Source organism: Labrys sp. (in: a-proteobacteria) (genome assembly GCF_047605565.1).
Classification (GTDB): Bacteria; Pseudomonadota; Alphaproteobacteria; order Rhizobiales; family Labraceae; genus Labrys; species Labrys neptuniae.
Genome location: NZ_JASGFM010000002.1, coordinates 317,200 through 336,180 on the forward strand (window position 1 = coordinate 317,200; position 18,981 = coordinate 336,180).

The window sequence follows — 18,981 nt, forward strand, 5'->3', positions numbered from 1 at the left end:
CGATGTGCCGACATCGGCAAGAACCACAAGGACGCGTCGAAATGAAGGACTAGAGCAAACAGGCGTTTCCGTCTAAACGCGCTTTGCTCTAGTGCATGGCCTCCCCGATTACCACGCCGGGGGGCGGTACGGAATCGTCGGGCACGAAGAAGTCGGGCGCCAGGGTTTCGCCCGGGACCGCGCGATAGGCTTCGAAATCGGTGACGCCCTCGCCATGGAGAAAAGTGTCGTCGATCAGGAAGTTGCCGGTGAAGCTGACCGGCTTGTGGAAGATGCGATAGGCGGCGTCAGCCAGGATGTCTGGCTTGCGCGAGCGGCGCATCAGGGCGTCGCCGCCGAGGATGTTCTTGATCGCGGCAGTGGCGATGGTGGTGCGGGGCCACAAGGCGTTGACGCCGATACGCCCGCGCGTCTCGCCGGCAAGGCCGAGCACCACCAGGCTCATGCCGTATTTGGCGATGGAATAGGCGGTATGGGGCGCGAACCACTTCTCCTTCATGTCGAGAGGCGGTGACAGCATCAGGATATGCGGCTGCTCGGCCTTTTCGATATAGGGCAGGGCGGTCTTCGAGACCAGGAAGGTGCCCCGCGCGTTGATCTGGTTCATCAGATCGTAGCGCTTCATGTCGGTATCGGCGGCCTTGGTCATCTGGATGGCCGAGGCGTTGTTGACCACGATGTCGATGCCGCCGAACTGCGCCGCCGTCTTGGCGAAGGCGTCCTTGACACTGTCCTCGTCACGCACGTCCACCACCAGCGGCAGGGCCTTGCCGCCCGCCTTTTCGATCTCTTCGGCGGCCGTATAGATGGTGCCTTCGAGCTTGGGGTGGGGGGTTTCGGTCTTGGCCGCAATGGCGATGTTGGCGCCATCCCTGGCTGCCTTCAAGGCGATGGCGAGCCCGATGCCACGCGAGGCGCCAGTGATGAACAGGGTTTTGTTGGCAAGCGACATTCAGGAGTCCTGTCAGAGAACGGTTTCGAGTCCGGCGGCAACGTAGCCGCTAACCGCGCTTTCTGCGAGCCCCTCGGCCTGCGGCGAAATCTGCGTGGCATAGAAATGTGCGGTGTCGATGCGCAGGCGGTTGGCGGGCTCGTGGGGATCGATGGCGGCGGCGGCCAGCGCTTCCTTCACCATCACGGCGCCGCCGGCGGCGATGGCGAAGACGCGCAGATAGGGCGTGGCGCCGGCCAGGACGTCTTCGGGCTGCTCGCGGGGCGCCAGCATATAGGCCGTGGCGCGCTCCAGGGCATCGACGGAGCGCCCTAACGAGGGCGCGAGCGCGGCGAAGCGCTCGCTGGCCGCGACGGCCGCGACGGTTTCCCGTAGTTCGGCGATGAACGCCCTGACAACGTCCCCGCCTTCGAGCGGTAGCTTGCGGGTGACGAGGTCGATCGCCTGGATGCCGTTGGTGCCCTCATAGATCGCGGCGATGCGGGCATCGCGGAAATGCTGGGCGGCGCCGGTTTCCTCAATATAACCCATGCCGCCATGGATCTGGACGCCGAGCGAGGCGACTTCGTTGCCGATATCGGTGGAGAAAGCCTTGGCCACAGGGGTGAGCAGGGCCGCGCGGTTGGCAGCTTGTCTACGCCTGTCGACATCGGTCTCGTGATGGGAGCGATCGATTGCCGCGGCAAGCAGGTAGGAGATGCCGCGGGCTGCCACGGTCTTCGCCCGCATCTCCAGCAGCATGCGCCTTATATCGGGATGTTCGATGATCGGGCTCATGCCGCCATTCTGCCAGAGCGGGCTCTTGCCCTGGCGGCGCTCGCGCGCATAGGCGAGCGCCTGCTGATAGGCCCGCTCGGCAATGGCGACCCCCTGCAGACCGACGGCGAGGCGGGCATTGTTCATCATGGTGAACATGCAGGCCAGGCCCTTATGCTCCTCGCCGACCAGATAGCCGATGGCGCCGCCCTCGTCGCCGAACACCATCATGCAGGTCGGTGAGCCATGGATGCCGAGCTTGTGCTCGAGGCCGGAGCAGAAGGCATCGTTGCGCCGGCCCGGATTGCCCTCGGCATCGGGCAGATATTTCGGCACCAGGAACAGCGAGATGCCGCGCGTGCCCGCCGGCGCGTCGGGAAGGCGGGCAAGTACCAGATGCACGATGTTGGGCGTCAGGTCGTGGTCGCCATAGGTGATGAAGATCTTCTGCCCGAAGATGCGGTAGCTGCCGTCGTCCCGCCGTTCGGCTCGGCTGCGCAAGGCGGCGAGGTCGGAGCCGGCCTGCGGCTCGGTCAGGTTCATCGTGCCCGTCCACTCGCCGCTGACCAGCTTGGCGAGATAGGTCTCGCGCAGATCCGGCGTGGCATGGGCGACGAGCGCCTCGACCGCGCCCATGGTGAGCACAGGCCCGATGCCGAAGGCCATCGAGGCCGAGTTCCACATTTCCAGGCAGGCGGCATTGAGCAGCAGGGGCAGGCCCTGGCCCCCGAATTCGACCGGCCCCGCCAGGCCGTTCCAGCCGCCGCCGCTCCAGTCGGCATAGGCCTCGCGCCAACCGGGAGCGGTCACCACGCCCTGCTGCTCGAGCCGGGCGCCGACCCGGTCGCCCTCGCGATTGAGCGGAGCAATGCGATCGGTCGCGAAATGGCCGGCTTCCTCCAGGATGGTGTCGACGAGATCCGGCGTTGCCTCGGGGAACAGCCCCTCGCTCTGCAGCGCATCGACATCAGCGACGTGACGAAGCGAGAAGGCAATGTCGGCGACAGGCGCTTGATAGGTCATTGTTGGTTCTTGAACTCCATTGCGCGCCTTCGACCTTGACGGAATGCGTGGCTACGGGCAATGGCGCATCACGCATCGATCAACAAAAGAGCGGACGGCGAGCCCGGATGACACATCGAAACACTCTGCATCTCGGGGCGGACCCATCTTCCCTGGCGACGGCGGGACGCATCCTGGTGGAGGGGGGGCTGGTCTCCTTTCCCACCGAAACGGTCTATGGCCTGGGCGCCGATGCCACCAATGGCCGGGCGGTCGCAGGCATCTACGAGGCCAAGGGCCGTCCGCGCTTCAATCCGTTGATCGCCCATCTCGCTTCTTTCGAGCTCGCCCGTGGCCAGGGCGTCTTCTCGCCGGCGGCCGAGCGCCTGGCGCTGGCGTTCTGGCCGGGACCATTGACTCTGGTGGTGCCGAAGGCGCCGAGCTGCACGGTCAGCGAGATCGCGACCGCTGGGCTCGACAGCGTCGCTTTGCGCGTGCCCGACCACCCCGTGGCCCATGCCGTGCTCGAGGCGGTCGGCCGCCCCGTCGCCGCACCCTCGGCCAATCGCTCCGGCCATGTCAGCGCCACCACGGCCGCCCATGTCGCGGCCGATCTCGATGGCCGCATCGATGCCATCGTGGATGGCGGCGCCACCCAGGTCGGTGTCGAATCGACCATCCTGTCGTGCCTCGGCGATCGCGTGGCGATGCTGCGTCCCGGCGGCCTGTCGCGGGACATGATCGAGGACGTGCTCGGCTTTGCGCTCGCCGAGGGGCCGGAGGGCGCCGGCGACGAGCCGGTGGCGCCTGGCATGCTGGCGTCCCACTATGCGCCTCGGGCCCATGTCAGGCTCGATGCCGAGGAAGCCGGACCGGACGAGGCTTGGCTCGGCTTTGGCCCGGGTGGGGATGGGCGGGCTCGCATCGCTGCCAATCTCAGTCCTAGCGGCGATCTGACCGAGGCCGCCGCCAATCTGTTCGGCATGCTGCGCCTGCTCGACCGGGCCGACATTCATGCCATAGCCGTCGCTCCCATTCCCGGCGACGGACTGGGAGAAGCCATACGCGACAGGCTCGCTCGCGCTGCCGCCGAACGATAGGGCAACTGGCCGGCGACTCGCCCGGCTGAACGGGTGGTGCTGACGTCACCGAGATGAAGGTGTCGTGACACCGTGTCATGTCGCCGATTAAGTGGCTCCGTCCTTCGCGGTCTTGCTTCCTGGTCGCCGCAGGTGAAGGGTGCAGTCCTCGAGGAATAAATTTTTGTTGATCGGATAAGTGCGGGTTAGGCAGTTGGTGTCAGGCGCCGACAGCGAATTCAGCATATCCCCACATCTTGGTTCGACCTTCGTGGCTTTTGGCCCGACGTGATCCATCCGAGTTCATTTTTGTAATGATTCCAGAATGATAGATATTGCGGTTTTGTCGGGGGCGGTCAGTAAGACGCGTAACCGTTGAATGGTTTGTCGAGCCTGGAACTTTGGACGAGAGCCGGCGTTCTCTTATCGCCCGTCTGCCGAATGCTGGCCTCAGTGGAAAAACAGAGACTAACCGTAGGTTGAACCAGCCGGGAAAGTATGTTTCCTGTGGTATCACGCTGGGTAGTTGCTGGGGGGCGCTGAGTAGCAAAGACAATTACCCGATCATGGAGATCAATTGTTCGAGCGAAGGAGACGCGATGTCGCACCATGTTCTTGTGGCCTGCATGCCGAAATCGGCTTCGACATTCATAAGCAGTGCCATAGCAAACGCGGTGAACCTTAATTCAATCAATTTGATTCCAAGTTACGGACGCCGCGAGCAGGAACTTTGTGAAATCTGCCTGGCCCAAAACGCCAAGCTCGACTATGTCGCGCAGCACCATATCAAGCATAGCACCTGGACCGAGGAGCTGTGCAGCGACTACGATGTCTCCATCATCGTCCTGATCCGCAGCCTTTTCGATGTCGTAGTCAGCATCCGGGACCATGTGCATCGCGAGAGCCCGGTCAATCCCTTCTTCTATCTCGACAAGCAGCATTTGAGCCGGGACCGAGCCGAGCTCGAGCACATGATCGCCATGCTGGCGATGCCCTGGTATATCAATTTCTACATGGGGTGGCGCAGCTCGAAGGCCGCGCGGATCTTCATGTATGAGGATTTCATTGCCGATCCGGACAAGGCGATAGGCGAGATGCTGACGTTTGCCGGTATCCCGGCAACTACGGCGCAAATTGCCGCCGGCCTGGAGGCTGCGAAATCCAAGGGCAGCCGCATCAATGTCGGCAAGGCCGGTCGCGGCATGGACCTCAAGCCGGAGACGGTCATGATGATCATGGACATGATGGCGGCCTATCCTGAAATTCAGGATGACCCCTATGTCCAGATGATGAAGACACAGGCTGCGCGTATCCTTGCCGCGGGGACCGACCAGGTTGCCGCGCCGTCGCCGCTTCCGGCTGCCGCCGGGGCGACACTCCGTCCTTCCTTTGCGATGCGGGCGAGGCGCTATTTCAGGCGCAAGATGAGGCTGCTGGGCAAAAGACGAAACCCGCTCATAGCGGCGGGATTGCTGGCCATCGCCGGTCTTTATTACGCTTTCCTGTACAATCTGATTCCGAATTCGCTGATGGGCGGGCGTATCGATGATCTCATCGTGCCGGCCGCCTGTGTTTTCGTCGCTGCCAAGCTCTTGACGAGGACCAAGGTCAGGCCGGTTCCGGTGCCATTCAGGGCAACCGATGCGGCAGCCTCGGTGTCATCGCACTGATTTTGGCCCGGGAAGGTCGCGCCCGGGGGGCATCCCTGCCGATGCCCCCGGTCGCCGTCATGGTCAGGCCTGCAGAAGGCTTTCTGCGCTGACATAAGCCAGATTATGCGCTTCCGCGACCGGGTGGCAGGTGATCTTGCCATCCACGACGTTGAGGCCGTTGCGCAGATGCGCGTCGTCGCGCAGCGCCTGCTTCCAGCCCTTGTCCGCCAACGCCACTGCGAAGGGCAGGGTGACGTTGTTGAGCGCGAAGGTCGAGGTGCGCGCCACCGCGCCCGGCATGTTGGCGACGCAGTAATGCACTACGCCATCCACCACATAGGTCGGGTTTGAATGGGTGGTTGCCTTCGAGGTCTCGATGCAGCCACCCTGGTCGATCGCCACGTCGACAATCACTGCGCCAGGCTTCATGCTGCGCACCATGTCGCGGCTGACGAGCTTGGGAGCCGCCGCGCCGGGAACCAGTACCGTGCCGATCAGGAGGTCCGCCCGCTTCACCAGTTCCTCGATGGCCGAGCGGGTCGAGAACACGGTGGAGATCGACGTGCCGAACTGGGCGGCAAGCCGCTTGAGAGCCTCGGCCGAGCGGTCGACCACGGTGACTTTCGCCCCCATGCCGACGGCAATCGTCGCCGCATGCGTGCCCGAGACGCCGCCGCCGAGAATGACGACCTCGGCTGCCGGAACGCCGGGAACACCGCCCAGCAGGATGCCGCGCCCGCCCTGGGCTTTCTCCAGGCTGTGGGCGCCGACCTGCGGTGCCAGGCGACCGGCGACTTCCGACATCGGCGTCAGCAGGGGCAGGGCGCCGGTGACCGAGGTCACGGTCTCATAGGCAATGCAGACGGCGCCGGAGGCGACGAGGTCATGCGTCTGTTCGGCATCGGGAGCCAGGTGGAGATAGGTGAACAGGATCTGGTCCTGGCGCAGCTTCCGGCGCTCGACCGCCAGCGGTTCCTTCACCTTGACGATCATCTCCGCCTTGGCGAAGAGGATGTCGGGGTTGTCGACGATCTCGGCACCGGCGCCGATATAATCGGCATCCGAGAGGCCGGCGCCGACGCCGGCATTGGTTTCCACCCAGACCTTGTGGCCGTGATGCACCAGTTCCGCAACGGAAGATGGGATCAGGCCGACGCGAAATTCATTGTCCTTGATTTCCTTGGGGACGCCGATCAGCATTGTTTTCGCCTTGTATGGTGATGAAGCCAGCCCTTGTCGTCGGGCTTTAGGCTAGAAAGGCATGTTGGCGCGGAAATCGCGCAATTTCTCGCGGAAAAGTCTGGTGTTCAGGGCGTTCTGTCGCATAGTATGCGACAAATTGATCCAATGATCGCTGTTTATGCCAAGATCCGAGATCTCGCTCGATATCCGCGACCGTGCCATTCTCAGGCTGTTGCAAGCCGATGGGCGCCTGACCAATGTCGACTTGGCAGAGAAGGTCAATTTGTCGCCCTCCGCCTGCTTGAGAAGGGTCAAGCTTCTTGAAGAGCGCGGACTGATTTCGCGCTATGTCATGCTGCTCGATGAGAAGGAAGCTGGCCTGCCGGGGGTGGCCTTCGTGCTCGTCACGCTGGACCAGCAGGGACGCGGTGCGCTCGATGCCTTCGAGGCGGCGATCCAGCGCCATCCCGAAGTGACGGAATGCTGCCTCTTGGCCGGTGCCGCCGACTATATGGTGCGGGTCGCCTATGCCGATGCCGCCGATTTCGAGCGCATCCACACCGAGATCCTGACCCAGCTTCCCGGTGTGGTCCGCGTGCAATCGACACTGGCTTTGCGCAGCGTCAAGAAGACGACTGCGCTGCCGGTGTGAAGAGAGGGGCGGTCTTCAGACCGTCTCCGTGCCCTTGATCTCGATGCCGAAGCCCGAGAGGCCGATATAGGTGCGCGGCTTGGTCGAGAGCAGCTTGATCGACGAGACATCGAGGTCGCGCAGGATCTGGGCGCCGAGCCCGACCTCGCGCCACTGCTCGTTGCGCGCGGCTTCCGAGCCGTGGTCCGAGCCGTGCGTCACCATGGGGACGCCCGCAGTACCGTCGCGCAGATAGACGATCACGCCCCGGCCTACTTCCTTGAACTTGGTGAGGGAACTGCCGAGCGTCTTGGCGCCGCCGAACACATCCGTCACCACGTCGGCGCGGTGCAGGCGGGTCGGTACGTTCTCGCCGTCCCCGATCTTGCCATAGACGAAAGCGAGTTGCTGCACCTCGTCATAGGGCGTGGTGTAGGCGTAGGCGGTGAGCGGTCCGATCTCGCTTTCCACGGTGAAGGTCGCCACCCGCTCGACCAGCTTTTCGCGGGCCTGGCGGAAGGCGATGAGATCGGCGATCGAGACCACATGCAGGCCATGGGTTTCGGCGAAGGCCGCGACTTCGGGGCCACGCTTGACGGTGCCGTCATCATTGGCGAGTTCGCAGATCGCGGCGACCTGGGGCAGGCCGGCGAGCTTGCACAGGTCGGTGGCTGCTTCGGTGTGGCCGGAGCGCATCAGCACGCCGCCTTCCTTGGAGATCAGCGGGAAGATGTGGCCGGGGCGCACGAAATCCGTGGCGCCCATATTGGGATTGGCGAGCGCCCGCACCGTGTTGGCGCGCTGTTCGGCCGAGATGCCGGTGGTCAGGCCGTGCTTGACGTCGACAGTGACGGTGAAGGCCGTGCCGAGCGGGGCGTCGTTCTGCGATACCATGGGATCGAGGCGCAGGCGCTTGGCCTCTTCCAGCGTCAAGGGGGCGCAGACGATGCCGCAGCAATGGCGGATGATGAAGGCCATCTTCTCGGTGGTGAGATGACTCGCGGCGATGATCAGGTCGCCTTCGTTCTCGCGGTCGTCGTCGTCGACCACCACCACGATCTCGCCACGGGCAAAGGCCTCGATGGCGGCCTGAATCTTCTGATGGGACACGACAGTCTCCTTGAGGGTGTCTCGAACCGGGGCAAGGCCCAGAAAATCATTGGGAGTGACGCTGCCACCGGTTGCTTCGGCAATGCGCGCGGCGGTCTCGCGGGAAATCCACGCCGTCTCGTCATTGCACAGGGCGGTGATGCTCGCAGGCGACAGCGCCACCGTCTTGGCGAAGGCACTGCGGGGGGTGGCGGTCTGTTTGAGCCAGGCGTCGAGTTTCATGGTGCCAAGGTAGGCACGAAGAATTTTAATTTCAACCGAAATGTGGAATGAATTTCAGTATTACTGAAAAATCAATATTATCAGATCCCGATCAAGGCCCGCAAGGTCGGCGTGGCGAGGTCGAGAGCCAGGCCGACGGCGACTCCGGCTGCGAAAATGCCGACATAGGTCCAAAGCGTGCTGTCACGATGCCAGGCAACCGGCTTGTCGTGACGCAGTTTCAGCATCATCGAAAGGGGCAGGGGCTCCCGCACGATGGGGGCGAGGGCGGCATGCAAGGCTTCGCTCTGGCGCTGCCAGGTGGCGGCACGCTCGCTGCCCTGGGGGTCGGTTTCCAGCGCTTCGCGCGTTTCGCGCTCGACCCGCGCGGAGAGCCGGCCATCGACCAGGGCGTTGAAGATCCGGTCGGGAATGCGGGTCGGTTCGGTCATTTCACGATCCGCAGCACGGCATGGCGCTGGCCGTCCACCTGGCGCGAAAAGGCCTCGCGAGCCCGGGTGAGGCGGGCGATGAAGGCTTCTTCGCGCACCGCCAGCACGGCCGCCGCCGTCTCATAATCCAGGCCTTCGATGATGATCAGCGCCAGGACCTCGCGATCGGTCAGGGGCAGGCGGTCGAAGGCGCGCAGGATGTCGGGATGGCTGGAGCAGCCGGCCTTCATCGGCGGCCGCTGTGCCTTGAGCTGGTTTTCCCGGTCGTCGAGGTCGCGGCGGCGGGCGATCAGCGCCGTGAGCAGGCGGGGATAGTCGAGACGCTTGCCTTCATGCGCGGACAGGATCTCCAGGACCAGCGCATCCGCCCCATCGGAATCATGGCTGAGCGCCCGGGCAAAGCGCCTCAGGCGCTGGACGACGGCTTCTATCTGCTGGCCCATCGGTCGATCCTCCGGCCGCCCCCCGGCTGGCCGCTTCTCCCTGCGGATTGAGCCGGAAATTCGCGCTGGGCGCGCCTCTCGGCACGCCTTGCCGCATCATACTGCGCAGCTTTTTGGGGGCCAAGCATTTTGGCGATGACGGAGCCTATGCAGAGGGTAAATTTATCACGCCGGCCAGCAGGATGAGCCCGAGCGCAAAGACCATGAAGGCAAGGCCCATTTCGAGCGTGCGCACCGTGACGGCGGCGGCAAAGCTCTGCGGGGCGGCAAGGCGCACGGCCAGGCTCTTGGCCATCACCGCGACGGTGGCGATGACGGCGATGGTGAGGGCGGTACCCAGGCCCATGGCGAAGGTCGCGATGATGCCCGAGCCGTAGATTCCCTGCCGCCAGGCGAACACCAGCACGATGATGGCACCCGTGCAGGGCCTGAGGCCGGCGGCCAGGATGGCTCGCATATTGTTGCGCTTGGCGGTGTCGCTGTCGGTCGGCAAGGCGAGATGCCCGCAATTGGCGTCATGGACGTGGATGCTGGCGCCGGGCAGGCCGAAACGAGCGGCGATCAGTCCCCAGAGCGCGCGACCCTTGCGCCAGAACAGCCAGGCGCCGACCGCCATCACCATGAAGTTGGAGAGACGCTCCAGCATCAGGGTGGAGGCATCCATGGTCTGGGCGGTAACGTTGAGGATGGCGGCCAGCACCGACACCATGGCGATGGCGGACAGCGCTTGCACCAGGGCGAAGGCGCCGGACAGCGCGATGCCACGCTTCACCGCCTCGTCATTGGCGAACAGATAGGAGGAAATCACCGCCTTGCCATGGCCGGGGCCGGCCGCGTGGAAGACGCCATAGCCGAAACTGAGGGTGATCAGCGCCAGGCTGGCCGTGCCGTTCTGCTTGGATTCCTTCAAGGCATCGACGAGCAATTGGTAGTAGCGCGCCGTCTCGGTGAGGATCCAGGCCAGGAAGGGACTGGCGGGACCGGTGATCGATTGTTCGGGCCGGCTGATACCAAAGGGCGTGCTTTTCTGGGCCAGCGCTTCGCCGGCCATCAGCATAAGCAGGACCAGGACGGCTGGTGCCGCCTGCGCGACCCGCTTGGCAAAACGGCCTGTCCCCGCAATCACGGGCAGTTCACCTGGATGTTGTTGGCGAATTTGGCACCGAAATCCTTGTTCTGGTCCAGTGCGCTGAAATAGGCCTCGTCGAGCTGCAGGGCGGCGGCCTTCTGGTCCTCGCTCGGCGGCTTGGGCCTGATGACGTTGAGTGCGCAACCCTGTGGGGAACCGTCGAGTTTGGCAGGGGTCTCGTCATCAAGGGTGAACGCGACATAATAGGTCGGGTCGTAGATCTGGATTGCCAAGGCCTTCTGCCCCTGTGTCTGCGGGGAGGACAGGGGCAGGAAGAAATGCAGGGTCAGGACGCCGTTGGTAAAGTCGAGATAAGGATCGACCGGATCCTTGAACAAAAGCTCCTTGCCGCCGAGCTTGGCAAAGGTGAAGTAGCCGAAATCCTTGAGGTTCTCGACATTGGTCTGGGCCAGAGGAGCGAGAGCCTCGCGGGTGTAGCCACCATTCGCGCTCTGCTGCAGCCCCTGCGTGGCATAAGAAGAAAAGGCCTCGTCGAAGGTCCAGTGCTGCTTGACGCCGGTTACTCGCCCCTTGTCGTCGTAGACGATCTCGCTGGCCGAATTGACGAAGACATGCGGATGGGCCGCAGCCCGTCCAATGAGACAACCGAGCAGCACGGTGGCGAGAAGAAGCGAACGCATGAACGATCCGGTTTGCAGAGGGCGGGAGCTGTAGCGATTCACCACTCGGAGGGTTGTAACCCGCCGAGTGGGGCGGAAGCATGGCGCTCCCTAGAGCAAAGCGCGTTCAGGCGTGAATGCTTTTTTGCTCTGACTCTTTGGTTCGACGCGTCTTTGCGATGCTTGGTGATTCAACCAAATCGCAAAACGCCACAGCCTTTGGTCCGGGAGCGCGCTGTTTGATAACAGCTTCCGGCTTCGGAACCTGTCAACGCGGCCGGGTTGTCCCGAACTCTTCACGGGCGCGGGAACTCAGCGCCCGCGCGCCGCTCGCATTTCTCAGAAGCCCTCCAGCACGATCTTGCCCTTGGCGCGCCCGCTTTCGATCAGGGCGTGGGCCTGCTTCAAATTTTCGGCATTGATCGGACGCAGCACCTGGCTGAGCGTGGTGCGGATCCTGCCTCCGTCGATCAGTGCGGCGACCTCGTTCAGCAGTTTGCCCTGCTCGTCCATGTCCGGCGTCTGGAAGATCGGGCGGGTGAACATCAGTTCCCAATGGATCGAGGCCGCCTTGCGCTTGAAGCCCATGATGTTCAAGGCTTCGGGATCGTCGATGAGCCCGAACCGGCCCTGCGGGGCGATCAGTTCGACGATCTCGTCGAGGTGGCGGTGGGTCTCGGTGGTGGAAAAGACAAAGGCGGGTGCTCCGATTCCGAGCGCCGCAATCTGTTCGGCGATCGGCTTGCTGTGGTCGACGACGTGATGGGCGCCCAACTCGCGTACCCAGTCCTGTGTCTCCGGGCGCGAGGCAGTGGCGATGACCGTCACATCGGTCAGCGCGCGGACGAGCTGGATGGCAATCGACCCGACCCCGCCGGCGCCGCCGACGATCACGATGGCATTGGCCGCTCCGGGCACGGGGCGGCGAATGTCGAGCCGGTCGAACAGCATCTCCCAGGCCGTGATCGCCGTCAGAGGCAGGGCCGCAGCCTCTGCATTCGACAGGCTTTTGGGTTTGTGGCCCACGATGCGCTCGTCGACCAGATGAAACTGGCTGTTGGCGCCGGGCCGGGTGATCGAGCCGGCATAGAACACTTCGTCGCCGGGCTTGAAGGCGGTAACCGCCTCGCCGATTTCGGCCACCCTGCCGACCGCGTCCCAACCCAGCACCTTCCACTCACCGGCTTCAGGCGAGGCCCTGCGGCGCACCTTGGTATCGACCGGGTTGACGGAGATTGCCGCGACCTCGACCAGAATGTCGTGGCCGGTTGCCTTGGGCCGGGGCAGCTCGAAGTCCTCGAGCGCCGTGGTGCTGTCGATGGCGCCGGCTGTCCTGTATCCGATTGCTTTCATGGCTCGTTCCTCGTCGCTGATTGCTATGGGCGGAACTTGTGCTTATGATTGCTTATCGTCAATATGCACAAAAAACGCCTATAGTATCACAAAGGATACTGTCATGGCCAAAGCGCGCCATTCGCGGTTCGATTGCACGCCGGGCTGTTCGGTCGAGGCAGCCATCGGCCTGATCGACGGCAAGTGGAAGTCGATCATCCTGTTCCATCTGCTCGCCGGCACGCTGCGCTTCAGCGAGATCCGCCGCCACATCGCCAATGTCACGCCGCGCATGCTGACCAACCAGTTGCGTGAACTGGAGGAGGACGCGCTGATCGAGCGCAAGGTCTATGCGCAGGTACCGCCCAAAGTGGAATACAGCCTCTCCCCCCTCGGCCGCAGCATGGAGCCGGTCCTGCTGGCGCTGAAGGCCTGGGGGGATGCCCATATCGGCTTGTACGGCAAGCCGCATGCCGCCGAAAAGGCAGACGCGGCCTGATCCATCCCAGGAAAGCCGCCGCCGTCAGCCCTGGAGCGTGGCGACGTCGATCACCTGGAAACGCCCGCCATCCTCTTGGCGAAACAGGCCGAGGCGGTCGATGCGCAAATGCGGAGCGACCTCGAGCTCCTGGGCTCGGGCGTCCAGGTGTTCGCCGATGGCCGCGGCATTCTCGATGGCGCCCGACAGCGTCATGTGAAAGCGGAATTCTTCGAGCACATGGGGGTAGCCATGGGCATGGAGATAGCCACGCTGGCGCTCGCTCAGGCGGTCCGGGTTGCGGCGCGCGATTTCGGAGGGCGTGAGCGGCGCACGCAGCCTGTCGAAATGCCTGACGATGCTGCTCTCGAGGACGGCCAGCTCGGCCGGCGGCTCGGCGGGCACCATGGCGAGAAAGGCGCGGCCGTCGCGCGAGGACGGAATCGGCAGAATGGCCCAGGCGCCGAGATCGACCGGCCGATGGGTCTTGGCGAAGGCAACGAAGTCCGATGCAAGAGCCGTTTCGTCCACGCCCTCGGCCGCGCGGAAGGGAGCCTTCAAGGTGGCATGGAAGCCATAGAGCCGGGGATCGGCGGTCATCTCATGCCAGGCGGACGCCGAGGCAAGGGCAGGGTGCCATTGCGGCACGTCCCGGCCGGTAAAGGCATCGTAGCCCAGGACTTCGCTGCCGAAGCGCCAGAGCGCCGAATCTGCAGCGGGCACATAATAGATCGCGTAGCGTGTCGCCATTCTCGAACATCCATAAACCTGCTCTGCAGCATCGAACTTGATCCCGAAGGTGAGATCGATGCCATAATTTGTTGTTTCCAAAGTCCCTTTTATTAAAGGGCCGATATCCCCCCCTCGGCTCGATGGGCTAGAGCCCGAGGGCCCCGCCATCGGCGCGCGGGTCGTGCACCGCCTCGATGCGTCCGTCCCTGATGTGACGGACGAGCGCGCCAGCATGGCCGAAGTTGTCTGCATAGGGCTGGCCGATGTCGATGGGATGACCAGCGCGGTCGAGCGCGTTGAGGAGGCTTTCGTCGAATCTGTCTTCCAGCTGGAGCACGGATTTCCTGGTCTTCCCGTCGCGAGCGAGGACGAAACGCGGGGCATCGACGGCAGTCGCAAGGTCCTCGCCGAGGCGATAGCGTGAGAACAATTGCGCCAGGATCTGCGGCTGGGCATCGCCGCCCATGGTTCCGAAAGGCATCACCCGTCCGTCGGCAAACAGGGCCATGGCCGGGGCAAGCGTATGGAAGGGCAGGCGCCCCGGGGCCAAGGCGCGCGGCGAGCGGGCGTCGAGCGAAAAGGCAAGGCCACGATTCTGCATCAGCAGGCCGGTCTTCGGCAGGACCAGGCCCGAACCGTAGTCCCAATAGATCGATTGGATGTAGCTGACGGCAAGGCCTTCCTTGTCGATCGCGCCCATCCAGACGGTGTCGCCCTTCGCACCCTGCGGGGAGGAGGGAGCGGCGCGCGCCATCGAGATCGCCGCGGCTTCGCGCTCCAGGAAGGCCGGGATGAGGAAGGCGCCCGGATCTGCGCTCATCGAGGCAGGATCGGCAATCTCGCGATCGGCGATGGCCGAGGCCCGTTTGGCCGCCTCGATCAGGCCATGGAGGTGTTCGAAGCCGCCTGCTCGCTTGAGGCCGAGGCGTTCGGCGAGGCCGAGGATGATCAGGGTGGACAGGCCCTGCGTCGGCGGCGGCAAACTAGAGAGTGTGACCCCCGGCAGGGCGAGGCTCAGCGGCTCGCGCAGCCGTGCTTCATAGCGTCGGAAATCCTCCCGCGTGACGAGGGCACCGGCGCGGTCGAGATCGGCGGCGATCTCGCGGGCCGCGTCGCCACGATAGAAATCGTCGAGCCCGGCATGGGCGAGTTGCTCCAGCAGACCCGCGAGAGCCGGCTGCAGGAGGCGGTCGCCGGCCTTGAGGGCTTCGCCTGATGGCATGAAATGGGCTGCGAAGCCTGGCACGGCCTTGAGTTCATCGATCTCTGCCGCTTCGACGCGGGCCTGCGAGGCCGAGACGGTAATGCCGTCGCGGGCATGGCGGATGGCGTCTTCCAGCAATAGGGCCACAGGTAGCCGTCCCCCGAAAGCCCTGGCCATCTCGGCGGCGATCTGCCAGCCGGCGATTGCGCCGGGAACCGTGAGGCTGGAGAGGACGCCGCGAGACGGCACTTCGTCATAGCCGAGATCGCGCAGGGCCGAGATGGTGGCCCGGCTGCCGGCGGGGCCGCAAGCCTGGATCGCCCGGACGCGGCGGCTCTTGTCGGCCACCAGCCAGAAACCGTCACCACCCATGCCGTTCATATGCGGATAGGTGACGGCGATGGTGGCCGCCATGGCGATCATCGCCTCGATGGCATTGCCGCCCTGGATCAGGATGCGCTGGCCGGTTTCGCTGGCCGGATGATGGGGCGTGGCGACGGCAGCGTGACCGAAAACGGGGGGTTCCATGGGCAGGGGACTTTCCAAGCGAAGGCTTACATGGACGATTTGTCATCTCATGCACCCCGAGATCCGTCGGGAATCCAAAGGCGCCTGAAAACAATGCGTTAGCGCAGGAGTGCCAATTCGCTCCAGCGTGCTTCGTTCCAGAAGGGGCGTAGCAAAGCGCGGCGCGATGGTATAGAGGCATGGGACGACATTCACGGAAGCCGCCAGGGAGCCGCCTTTGCCCAGCTCTGACAAATCCATCAATTGGACCAGCCTGATCACCATTTGCTCGGTTGCCGTTCTGATCGGCACCGAGTTGCTCGGTGCGGCCTGGGCTTCCGGCTGGGCGCTGGCGGGATTTTTCCAGCTCGGCCCCACGGTCGAGGTCATCCTGCAAGGCGTGTTCGGCCTGATAGCCCTCTATGCCATTTTCGTCTTCCTGAGGCAGGCCAGCCGGGTCGAGCCGATTTTCAAGCGTGAAGGCGCCAGCTCCTAAGGCGCAAGGCCCTGAACCGCTATCCAGCGGCGGGATGGCGAAAGCCGTCGAAGGCAGCCTCGCCGCGCGCTCGCTGCATGGCCTGTTTCGCCTGCTGAGGGTGAAGGATTGGGCGAGGCCGCCGGTTCTGAAGGCCTTGATCCGCCTGAGCCGCCATACCGGTCCTGCACTGCCTCCCGCCCGTTTGCGCAATCTCTGCGAGATCCGGCAGGACATGGCGCATGGTGACCGCGTATTCCACCTCGGTCCACGGGATGGCGGGCAGGCGCCCTTCCATCTGCTCTACTTGCATGGCGGCGCCTATTCGTTTGCGATCAGCTTCCTGCATTGGCGTTTTCTCGAAGATCTGATCCGCCGTACCGGCTGCAGTGTCACGGTGCCTTTCTATCCTCTGGCTCCGGAAAACGATCCTCGCGACGTGCTGGCGAGCGTGCTGGCGCATTACACGGATCTGTGTGCCCGCATCGCCCCGGAGCGCATGGCGGTGATGGGCGATTCGGCTGGAGGCGGGTTGGCCCTCGCGCTGGCCCAGGCCCTGGTCTCGGCCGGTCGGCCCCAGCCGGGCCAGATCGTCCTGCTCTCGCCCTGGCTCGACCTCACCATGGAGGATCCCGCGACGCTGGCTCATAGGCCACATGACCCGGTGATCACGCCCGAGGCAGCCCGTGTGGCGGCGCGCCTTTATGCCGGTGACCTGCCGCTGGACGATCCCGGTATCAGTCCGCTTTATGGCGAGATGCGGGGGCTCGCGCCAGTCGCCGTCATGACCGGCACGGCCGATCTCCTCAATCCCGAGGCCCACAGGCTGGTGCAGCGTCTGGAGGCGGCGGGACAGCCCATCGACCTCCTCGAGCAGGCTGGCATGGTGCATGCCTGGATGCTGCTGCCGCTGCCGGAGGCCGTACGCGCGCGGGGGCAGATCGGCGATCTGCTCAATGCGCGCTTCCGGCCGGAGGGCAAGGTGACCCATCCGGCCTGATTTCCGGCCGCTCAGGTCAAGAGCCGCGCCGGTCTCTTCGACCAGACGAGGCGGTAGTAACAGGCCTGAAACAGCAGATTCGCGGCGAACCCGGCCGCATAGCCGATCCAGATACCGGACAGGCCGAGCTTTGCATCGAGCAGGCAGGCCAGCGGTACCTCGACCAGGGCGATGGCGGCCATGAACAGCACCATCGGCACCAGGACCGTACCATCTGCCCGCATGACCCCGCTTAGCACCGCCGACCAGCCGGCGAGCACCACACTCCACAGCACGATGCGCAGCAGACCTGCGGCGGCAAGAGCCGTGGCGGAATCGGTGATGAACAGGCCGATAGCCACCGGGGCAAGCAGATAGGCGCCTACCACGAAGGCGCCCGTGGTAACCAGGTTCAGACGCAGTCCCGTTGCCAGGATAGGCCCGACGGCGCCTGGCTTGCCCGCGCCGATGCTGTGGGAAGCCAGGACCGTCGCCGTGATGCCCAGCGACATCACCGGAAACTGCACCCAGCTCATGATCTGATTGATCGCGCCGTAGCTGGCCGTTGCGCCGATGCCGTGCCGATTCACCAGGCCAAGCAGCACCAGTTCCGCCACTGCCAGGCTCATCATCTGGCCGGCGGTCGGCAAGCCGATGCGCAGGATGGCCGGAACGAACGAAACATCGAAGGCAGGTGACAGCGATGGCGCCAGTGGATGTCGGCGGCGGCGCCAGTGCCAGGCAAGCCAGAGCAGCGACAACGCATAGGCGCCGATGGTGGAGACGGCGGCGCTCGCGATGCCGAGACGAGGCAGTCCCGCCCAGCCCTCGATCAAGGCTGGCGTGGCGACAAGAGACAGTGCGGTTGCGAGGAGGAGCACGAAGAGCGGCGAGACGGTATCGCCGACGCCTCTGCTCATCGAGGTGACGAGCCAGAGCAGGAAGATCATGGGGCAACCCACTGTGATCAGGCGCGCATAGTCGATGGCCGCCGGCAGGATCGTCATGGGCGTGCCGAGGGCCTGCAGCAGGCCGGGAACGGCGAAGTGGCCGAACAGGGCGATCGGCAGGCTGAGGGCGAGCACCATCACGATGGCGGTGGCGGCGATACGGCGAACGCGCGGGCGATCGCCTGCCCCCCAGGCCTGGCCGATCAGCACGGCGGCGCCGCTGCTCAGGCCGATCACCAGCGAGAGCGCCAGGAACAGGATCGGAAAGAAGGCCGATACCGCGGCAATGGCCGGCAGGCCGAGCAACTGGCCGATCCAGATGCCGTCGAGCGTGCCGGAGGCGGCCTGGAGGACATTGGTCAGCATCATGGGCAGGAGGATGCCGAGATAGAGGCGCCATAGGGGGCGGGAGGTGGGAGACGATGACATGGCGGATACCGGGCAAGCGCATGCAATCCGGGCGGCGGACCGCCAGGTGCATGCGGGAAATCGACGGGTGAAAATCAGGCAGGAATCGGTAGTTCCGTCAGCGGCAACAGGCGTGAATCGACCAGCGCGGCGGTGCGGTGCCCGAGCCCGGCGAGATAGTCCCGGTCTTCGGCAAAGGCGAGGAAGCTCTGCACCGAGGCCTGCCGGATCAGCATGACCAGGTCCCAGCGTTCGGTTTCGGGGCCGATCAGGAACGCACCACCGTTCCCGAGAAACTGAACTTCGCCGCCACTTCGGGACAGGAAGGGCAGGGTGTGGACGATATATCGCCGGAAGGCTTCCTCGCCGGTGATCGGCGCGGCGGGGGCGAGATCCGGCGAGGCCGAATAGTCGGCAACCTCACGAAAACGCAGGAGATTGAGCATGGTGATGGGGCCGGAAAGGCCCCGCGTCACGAAGGCTCGTCCGGCCTCCTGCGTAGGAGAGAGAAAGGGCGGCATGATTTTTCCTCGGCATCCTGCGGAGTCCAGCCTGGGCAGGCACTTGTCTGCCGCCGAACGGGTGGACTGTGAATGGCGGCCATTATACCCGGGTAAAATTATGCAGTCAATATACCCGGGTAATATTGCCTCACATGCCGATCTGGTTTATGGCTGCCTTCCAACGTGCAACGCCAACCCGGTTCG

Annotated in this window: 19 protein-coding genes; 6 read left to right on the forward strand and 13 right to left on the reverse strand. The window is 64.4% G+C overall.

Annotated features, from left to right (window positions below; all coding sequences use genetic code 11):
* Window positions 1–88: 88 nt before the first annotated feature.
* Together QM672_RS03560 and QM672_RS03565 are read right to left on the reverse strand one after the other, a co-directional pair.
* On the reverse strand, window positions 89–952 hold the full coding sequence (locus tag QM672_RS03560) for an SDR family oxidoreductase (protein ID WP_415080666.1): 864 nt from the start codon (window positions 950–952) through the stop codon (window positions 89–91).
* Between the two features lie 12 nt (window positions 953–964).
* Window positions 965–2,731: an acyl-CoA dehydrogenase gene (locus tag QM672_RS03565; protein WP_415080668.1), complete on the reverse strand. Its 1,767-nt coding sequence runs from the start codon at window positions 2,729–2,731 to the stop codon at window positions 965–967.
* Window positions 2,732–2,838: 107 nt separating this feature from the next.
* Here QM672_RS03565 and QM672_RS03570 point away from each other — a divergent pair, with 107 nt between their 5' ends.
* Together QM672_RS03570 and QM672_RS03575 are read left to right on the forward strand one after the other, a co-directional pair.
* On the forward strand, window positions 2,839–3,810 hold the full coding sequence (locus tag QM672_RS03570) for an L-threonylcarbamoyladenylate synthase (RefSeq protein ID WP_367623396.1): 972 nt from the start codon (window positions 2,839–2,841) through the stop codon (window positions 3,808–3,810).
* A 458-nt stretch (window positions 3,811–4,268) separates the two neighbouring features.
* Window positions 4,269–5,459, forward strand: coding sequence for a sulfotransferase domain-containing protein (locus QM672_RS03575; RefSeq protein WP_415080670.1), 1,191 nt, complete (start codon window positions 4,269–4,271; stop codon window positions 5,457–5,459).
* A gap of 63 nt (window positions 5,460–5,522) precedes the next feature.
* Here QM672_RS03575 and ald read toward each other — a convergent pair whose 3' ends face one another.
* A complete protein-coding gene (gene ald, locus QM672_RS03580) occupies window positions 5,523–6,641 on the reverse strand; it encodes an alanine dehydrogenase (RefSeq protein WP_415080672.1) in 1,119 nt (372 codons plus the stop codon).
* 160 nt (window positions 6,642–6,801) lie between these two features.
* On the opposite strand from ald, the gene QM672_RS03585 reads away from it, so the two are divergent.
* Window positions 6,802–7,275, forward strand: coding sequence for an Lrp/AsnC family transcriptional regulator (locus QM672_RS03585; RefSeq protein WP_068284623.1), 474 nt, complete (start codon window positions 6,802–6,804; stop codon window positions 7,273–7,275).
* Window positions 7,276–7,290: 15 nt separating this feature from the next.
* Here QM672_RS03585 and ribB read toward each other — a convergent pair whose 3' ends face one another.
* The 6 genes from ribB to QM672_RS03615 form a co-directional block, all read right to left on the reverse strand.
* The gene (gene ribB / locus QM672_RS03590; RefSeq protein ID WP_415080675.1) at window positions 7,291–8,586 is read right to left on the reverse strand and encodes a 3,4-dihydroxy-2-butanone-4-phosphate synthase; all 1,296 of its coding nucleotides are present in this window, start codon (window positions 8,584–8,586) and stop codon (window positions 7,291–7,293) included.
* A gap of 80 nt (window positions 8,587–8,666) precedes the next feature.
* The gene (locus QM672_RS03595; protein WP_311942303.1) at window positions 8,667–9,017 is read right to left on the reverse strand and encodes a hypothetical protein; all 351 of its coding nucleotides are present in this window, start codon (window positions 9,015–9,017) and stop codon (window positions 8,667–8,669) included.
* Window positions 9,014–9,460: a sigma factor-like helix-turn-helix DNA-binding protein gene (locus tag QM672_RS03600; RefSeq protein ID WP_311942305.1), complete on the reverse strand. Its 447-nt coding sequence runs from the start codon at window positions 9,458–9,460 to the stop codon at window positions 9,014–9,016. Before QM672_RS03600 ends, QM672_RS03595 begins: the two co-directional genes overlap by 4 nt.
* A 145-nt stretch (window positions 9,461–9,605) precedes the next feature.
* Entirely contained in the window at window positions 9,606–10,586 is a 981-nt protein-coding gene (locus tag QM672_RS03605; RefSeq protein WP_367623394.1) for a nickel/cobalt transporter, read from the reverse strand.
* The gene (locus QM672_RS03610; protein ID WP_311942309.1) at window positions 10,583–11,230 is read right to left on the reverse strand and encodes a DUF1007 family protein; all 648 of its coding nucleotides are present in this window, start codon (window positions 11,228–11,230) and stop codon (window positions 10,583–10,585) included. Before QM672_RS03610 ends, QM672_RS03605 begins: the two co-directional genes overlap by 4 nt.
* A 318-nt stretch (window positions 11,231–11,548) precedes the next feature.
* Window positions 11,549–12,562: a zinc-binding alcohol dehydrogenase family protein gene (locus QM672_RS03615; RefSeq protein ID WP_415080678.1), complete on the reverse strand. Its 1,014-nt coding sequence runs from the start codon at window positions 12,560–12,562 to the stop codon at window positions 11,549–11,551.
* A 103-nt stretch (window positions 12,563–12,665) separates the two neighbouring features.
* Between QM672_RS03615 and QM672_RS03620 the strand changes: the two genes are divergently transcribed.
* Window positions 12,666–13,040: a winged helix-turn-helix transcriptional regulator gene (locus QM672_RS03620; RefSeq protein WP_311942313.1), complete on the forward strand. Its 375-nt coding sequence runs from the start codon at window positions 12,666–12,668 to the stop codon at window positions 13,038–13,040.
* 24 nt (window positions 13,041–13,064) lie between these two features.
* Here the strand turns inward: QM672_RS03620 and QM672_RS03625 are convergent, their stop codons facing one another.
* Together QM672_RS03625 and QM672_RS03630 are read right to left on the reverse strand one after the other, a co-directional pair.
* Entirely contained in the window at window positions 13,065–13,769 is a 705-nt protein-coding gene (locus tag QM672_RS03625) for a DUF1045 domain-containing protein (RefSeq protein WP_415080680.1), read from the reverse strand.
* Window positions 13,770–13,896: 127 nt separating this feature from the next.
* Complete coding sequence (locus tag QM672_RS03630; RefSeq protein ID WP_415080682.1) at window positions 13,897–15,483, reverse strand: gamma-glutamyltransferase family protein; 1,587 nt, start codon at window positions 15,481–15,483, stop codon at window positions 13,897–13,899.
* A 217-nt stretch (window positions 15,484–15,700) separates the two neighbouring features.
* Here QM672_RS03630 and QM672_RS03635 point away from each other — a divergent pair, with 217 nt between their 5' ends.
* Together QM672_RS03635 and QM672_RS03640 are read left to right on the forward strand one after the other, a co-directional pair.
* A complete protein-coding gene (locus tag QM672_RS03635) occupies window positions 15,701–15,958 on the forward strand; it encodes a hypothetical protein (protein WP_367623392.1) in 258 nt (85 codons plus the stop codon).
* A gap of 34 nt (window positions 15,959–15,992) precedes the next feature.
* Window positions 15,993–16,937 carry an alpha/beta hydrolase fold domain-containing protein gene (locus tag QM672_RS03640; protein ID WP_415080685.1) on the forward strand — a complete coding sequence of 315 codons (945 nt, stop codon included), beginning with the start codon at window positions 15,993–15,995 and terminating at the stop codon, window positions 16,935–16,937.
* A gap of 11 nt (window positions 16,938–16,948) precedes the next feature.
* Here QM672_RS03640 and QM672_RS03645 read toward each other — a convergent pair whose 3' ends face one another.
* A complete protein-coding gene (locus QM672_RS03645; protein ID WP_415080687.1) occupies window positions 16,949–18,295 on the reverse strand; it encodes an MATE family efflux transporter in 1,347 nt (448 codons plus the stop codon).
* Window positions 18,296–18,369: 74 nt separating this feature from the next.
* The gene (locus QM672_RS03650) at window positions 18,370–18,795 is read right to left on the reverse strand and encodes a DUF1330 domain-containing protein (protein ID WP_311942327.1); all 426 of its coding nucleotides are present in this window, start codon (window positions 18,793–18,795) and stop codon (window positions 18,370–18,372) included.
* Between the last annotated feature and the right edge of the window lie 186 nt (window positions 18,796–18,981).

Excerpts from the sequence above, each read along its gene's own strand:
- QM672_RS03560 (WP_415080666.1), bottom strand. The coding sequence starts at position 952 with ATGTCGCTTGCCAACAAAACCCTGTTCATCACTGGCGCCTCGCGTGGC.
- QM672_RS03565 (WP_415080668.1), bottom strand. The coding sequence starts at position 2,731 with ATGACCTATCAAGCGCCTGTCGCCGACATTGCCTTCTCGCTTCGTCAC.
- QM672_RS03570 (WP_367623396.1), top strand. The coding sequence starts at position 2,839 with ATGACACATCGAAACACTCTGCATCTCGGGGCGGACCCATCTTCCCTG.
- ald (WP_415080672.1), bottom strand. The coding sequence starts at position 6,641 with ATGCTGATCGGCGTCCCCAAGGAAATCAAGGACAATGAATTTCGCGTC.
- QM672_RS03585 (WP_068284623.1), top strand. The coding sequence starts at position 6,802 with ATGCCAAGATCCGAGATCTCGCTCGATATCCGCGACCGTGCCATTCTC.
- ribB (WP_415080675.1), bottom strand. The coding sequence starts at position 8,586 with ATGAAACTCGACGCCTGGCTCAAACAGACCGCCACCCCCCGCAGTGCC.
- QM672_RS03595 (WP_311942303.1), bottom strand. The coding sequence starts at position 9,017 with ATGACCGAACCGACCCGCATTCCCGACCGGATCTTCAACGCCCTGGTC.
- QM672_RS03600 (WP_311942305.1), bottom strand. The coding sequence starts at position 9,460 with ATGGGCCAGCAGATAGAAGCCGTCGTCCAGCGCCTGAGGCGCTTTGCC.
- QM672_RS03610 (WP_311942309.1), bottom strand. The coding sequence starts at position 11,230 with ATGCGTTCGCTTCTTCTCGCCACCGTGCTGCTCGGTTGTCTCATTGGA.
- QM672_RS03615 (WP_415080678.1), bottom strand. The coding sequence starts at position 12,562 with ATGAAAGCAATCGGATACAGGACAGCCGGCGCCATCGACAGCACCACG.
- QM672_RS03620 (WP_311942313.1), top strand. The coding sequence starts at position 12,666 with ATGGCCAAAGCGCGCCATTCGCGGTTCGATTGCACGCCGGGCTGTTCG.
- QM672_RS03625 (WP_415080680.1), bottom strand. The coding sequence starts at position 13,769 with ATGGCGACACGCTACGCGATCTATTATGTGCCCGCTGCAGATTCGGCG.
- QM672_RS03630 (WP_415080682.1), bottom strand. The coding sequence starts at position 15,483 with ATGGAACCCCCCGTTTTCGGTCACGCTGCCGTCGCCACGCCCCATCAT.
- QM672_RS03640 (WP_415080685.1), top strand. The coding sequence starts at position 15,993 with ATGGCGAAAGCCGTCGAAGGCAGCCTCGCCGCGCGCTCGCTGCATGGC.
- QM672_RS03645 (WP_415080687.1), bottom strand. The coding sequence starts at position 18,295 with ATGTCATCGTCTCCCACCTCCCGCCCCCTATGGCGCCTCTATCTCGGC.
- QM672_RS03650 (WP_311942327.1), bottom strand. The coding sequence starts at position 18,795 with ATGCCGCCCTTTCTCTCTCCTACGCAGGAGGCCGGACGAGCCTTCGTG.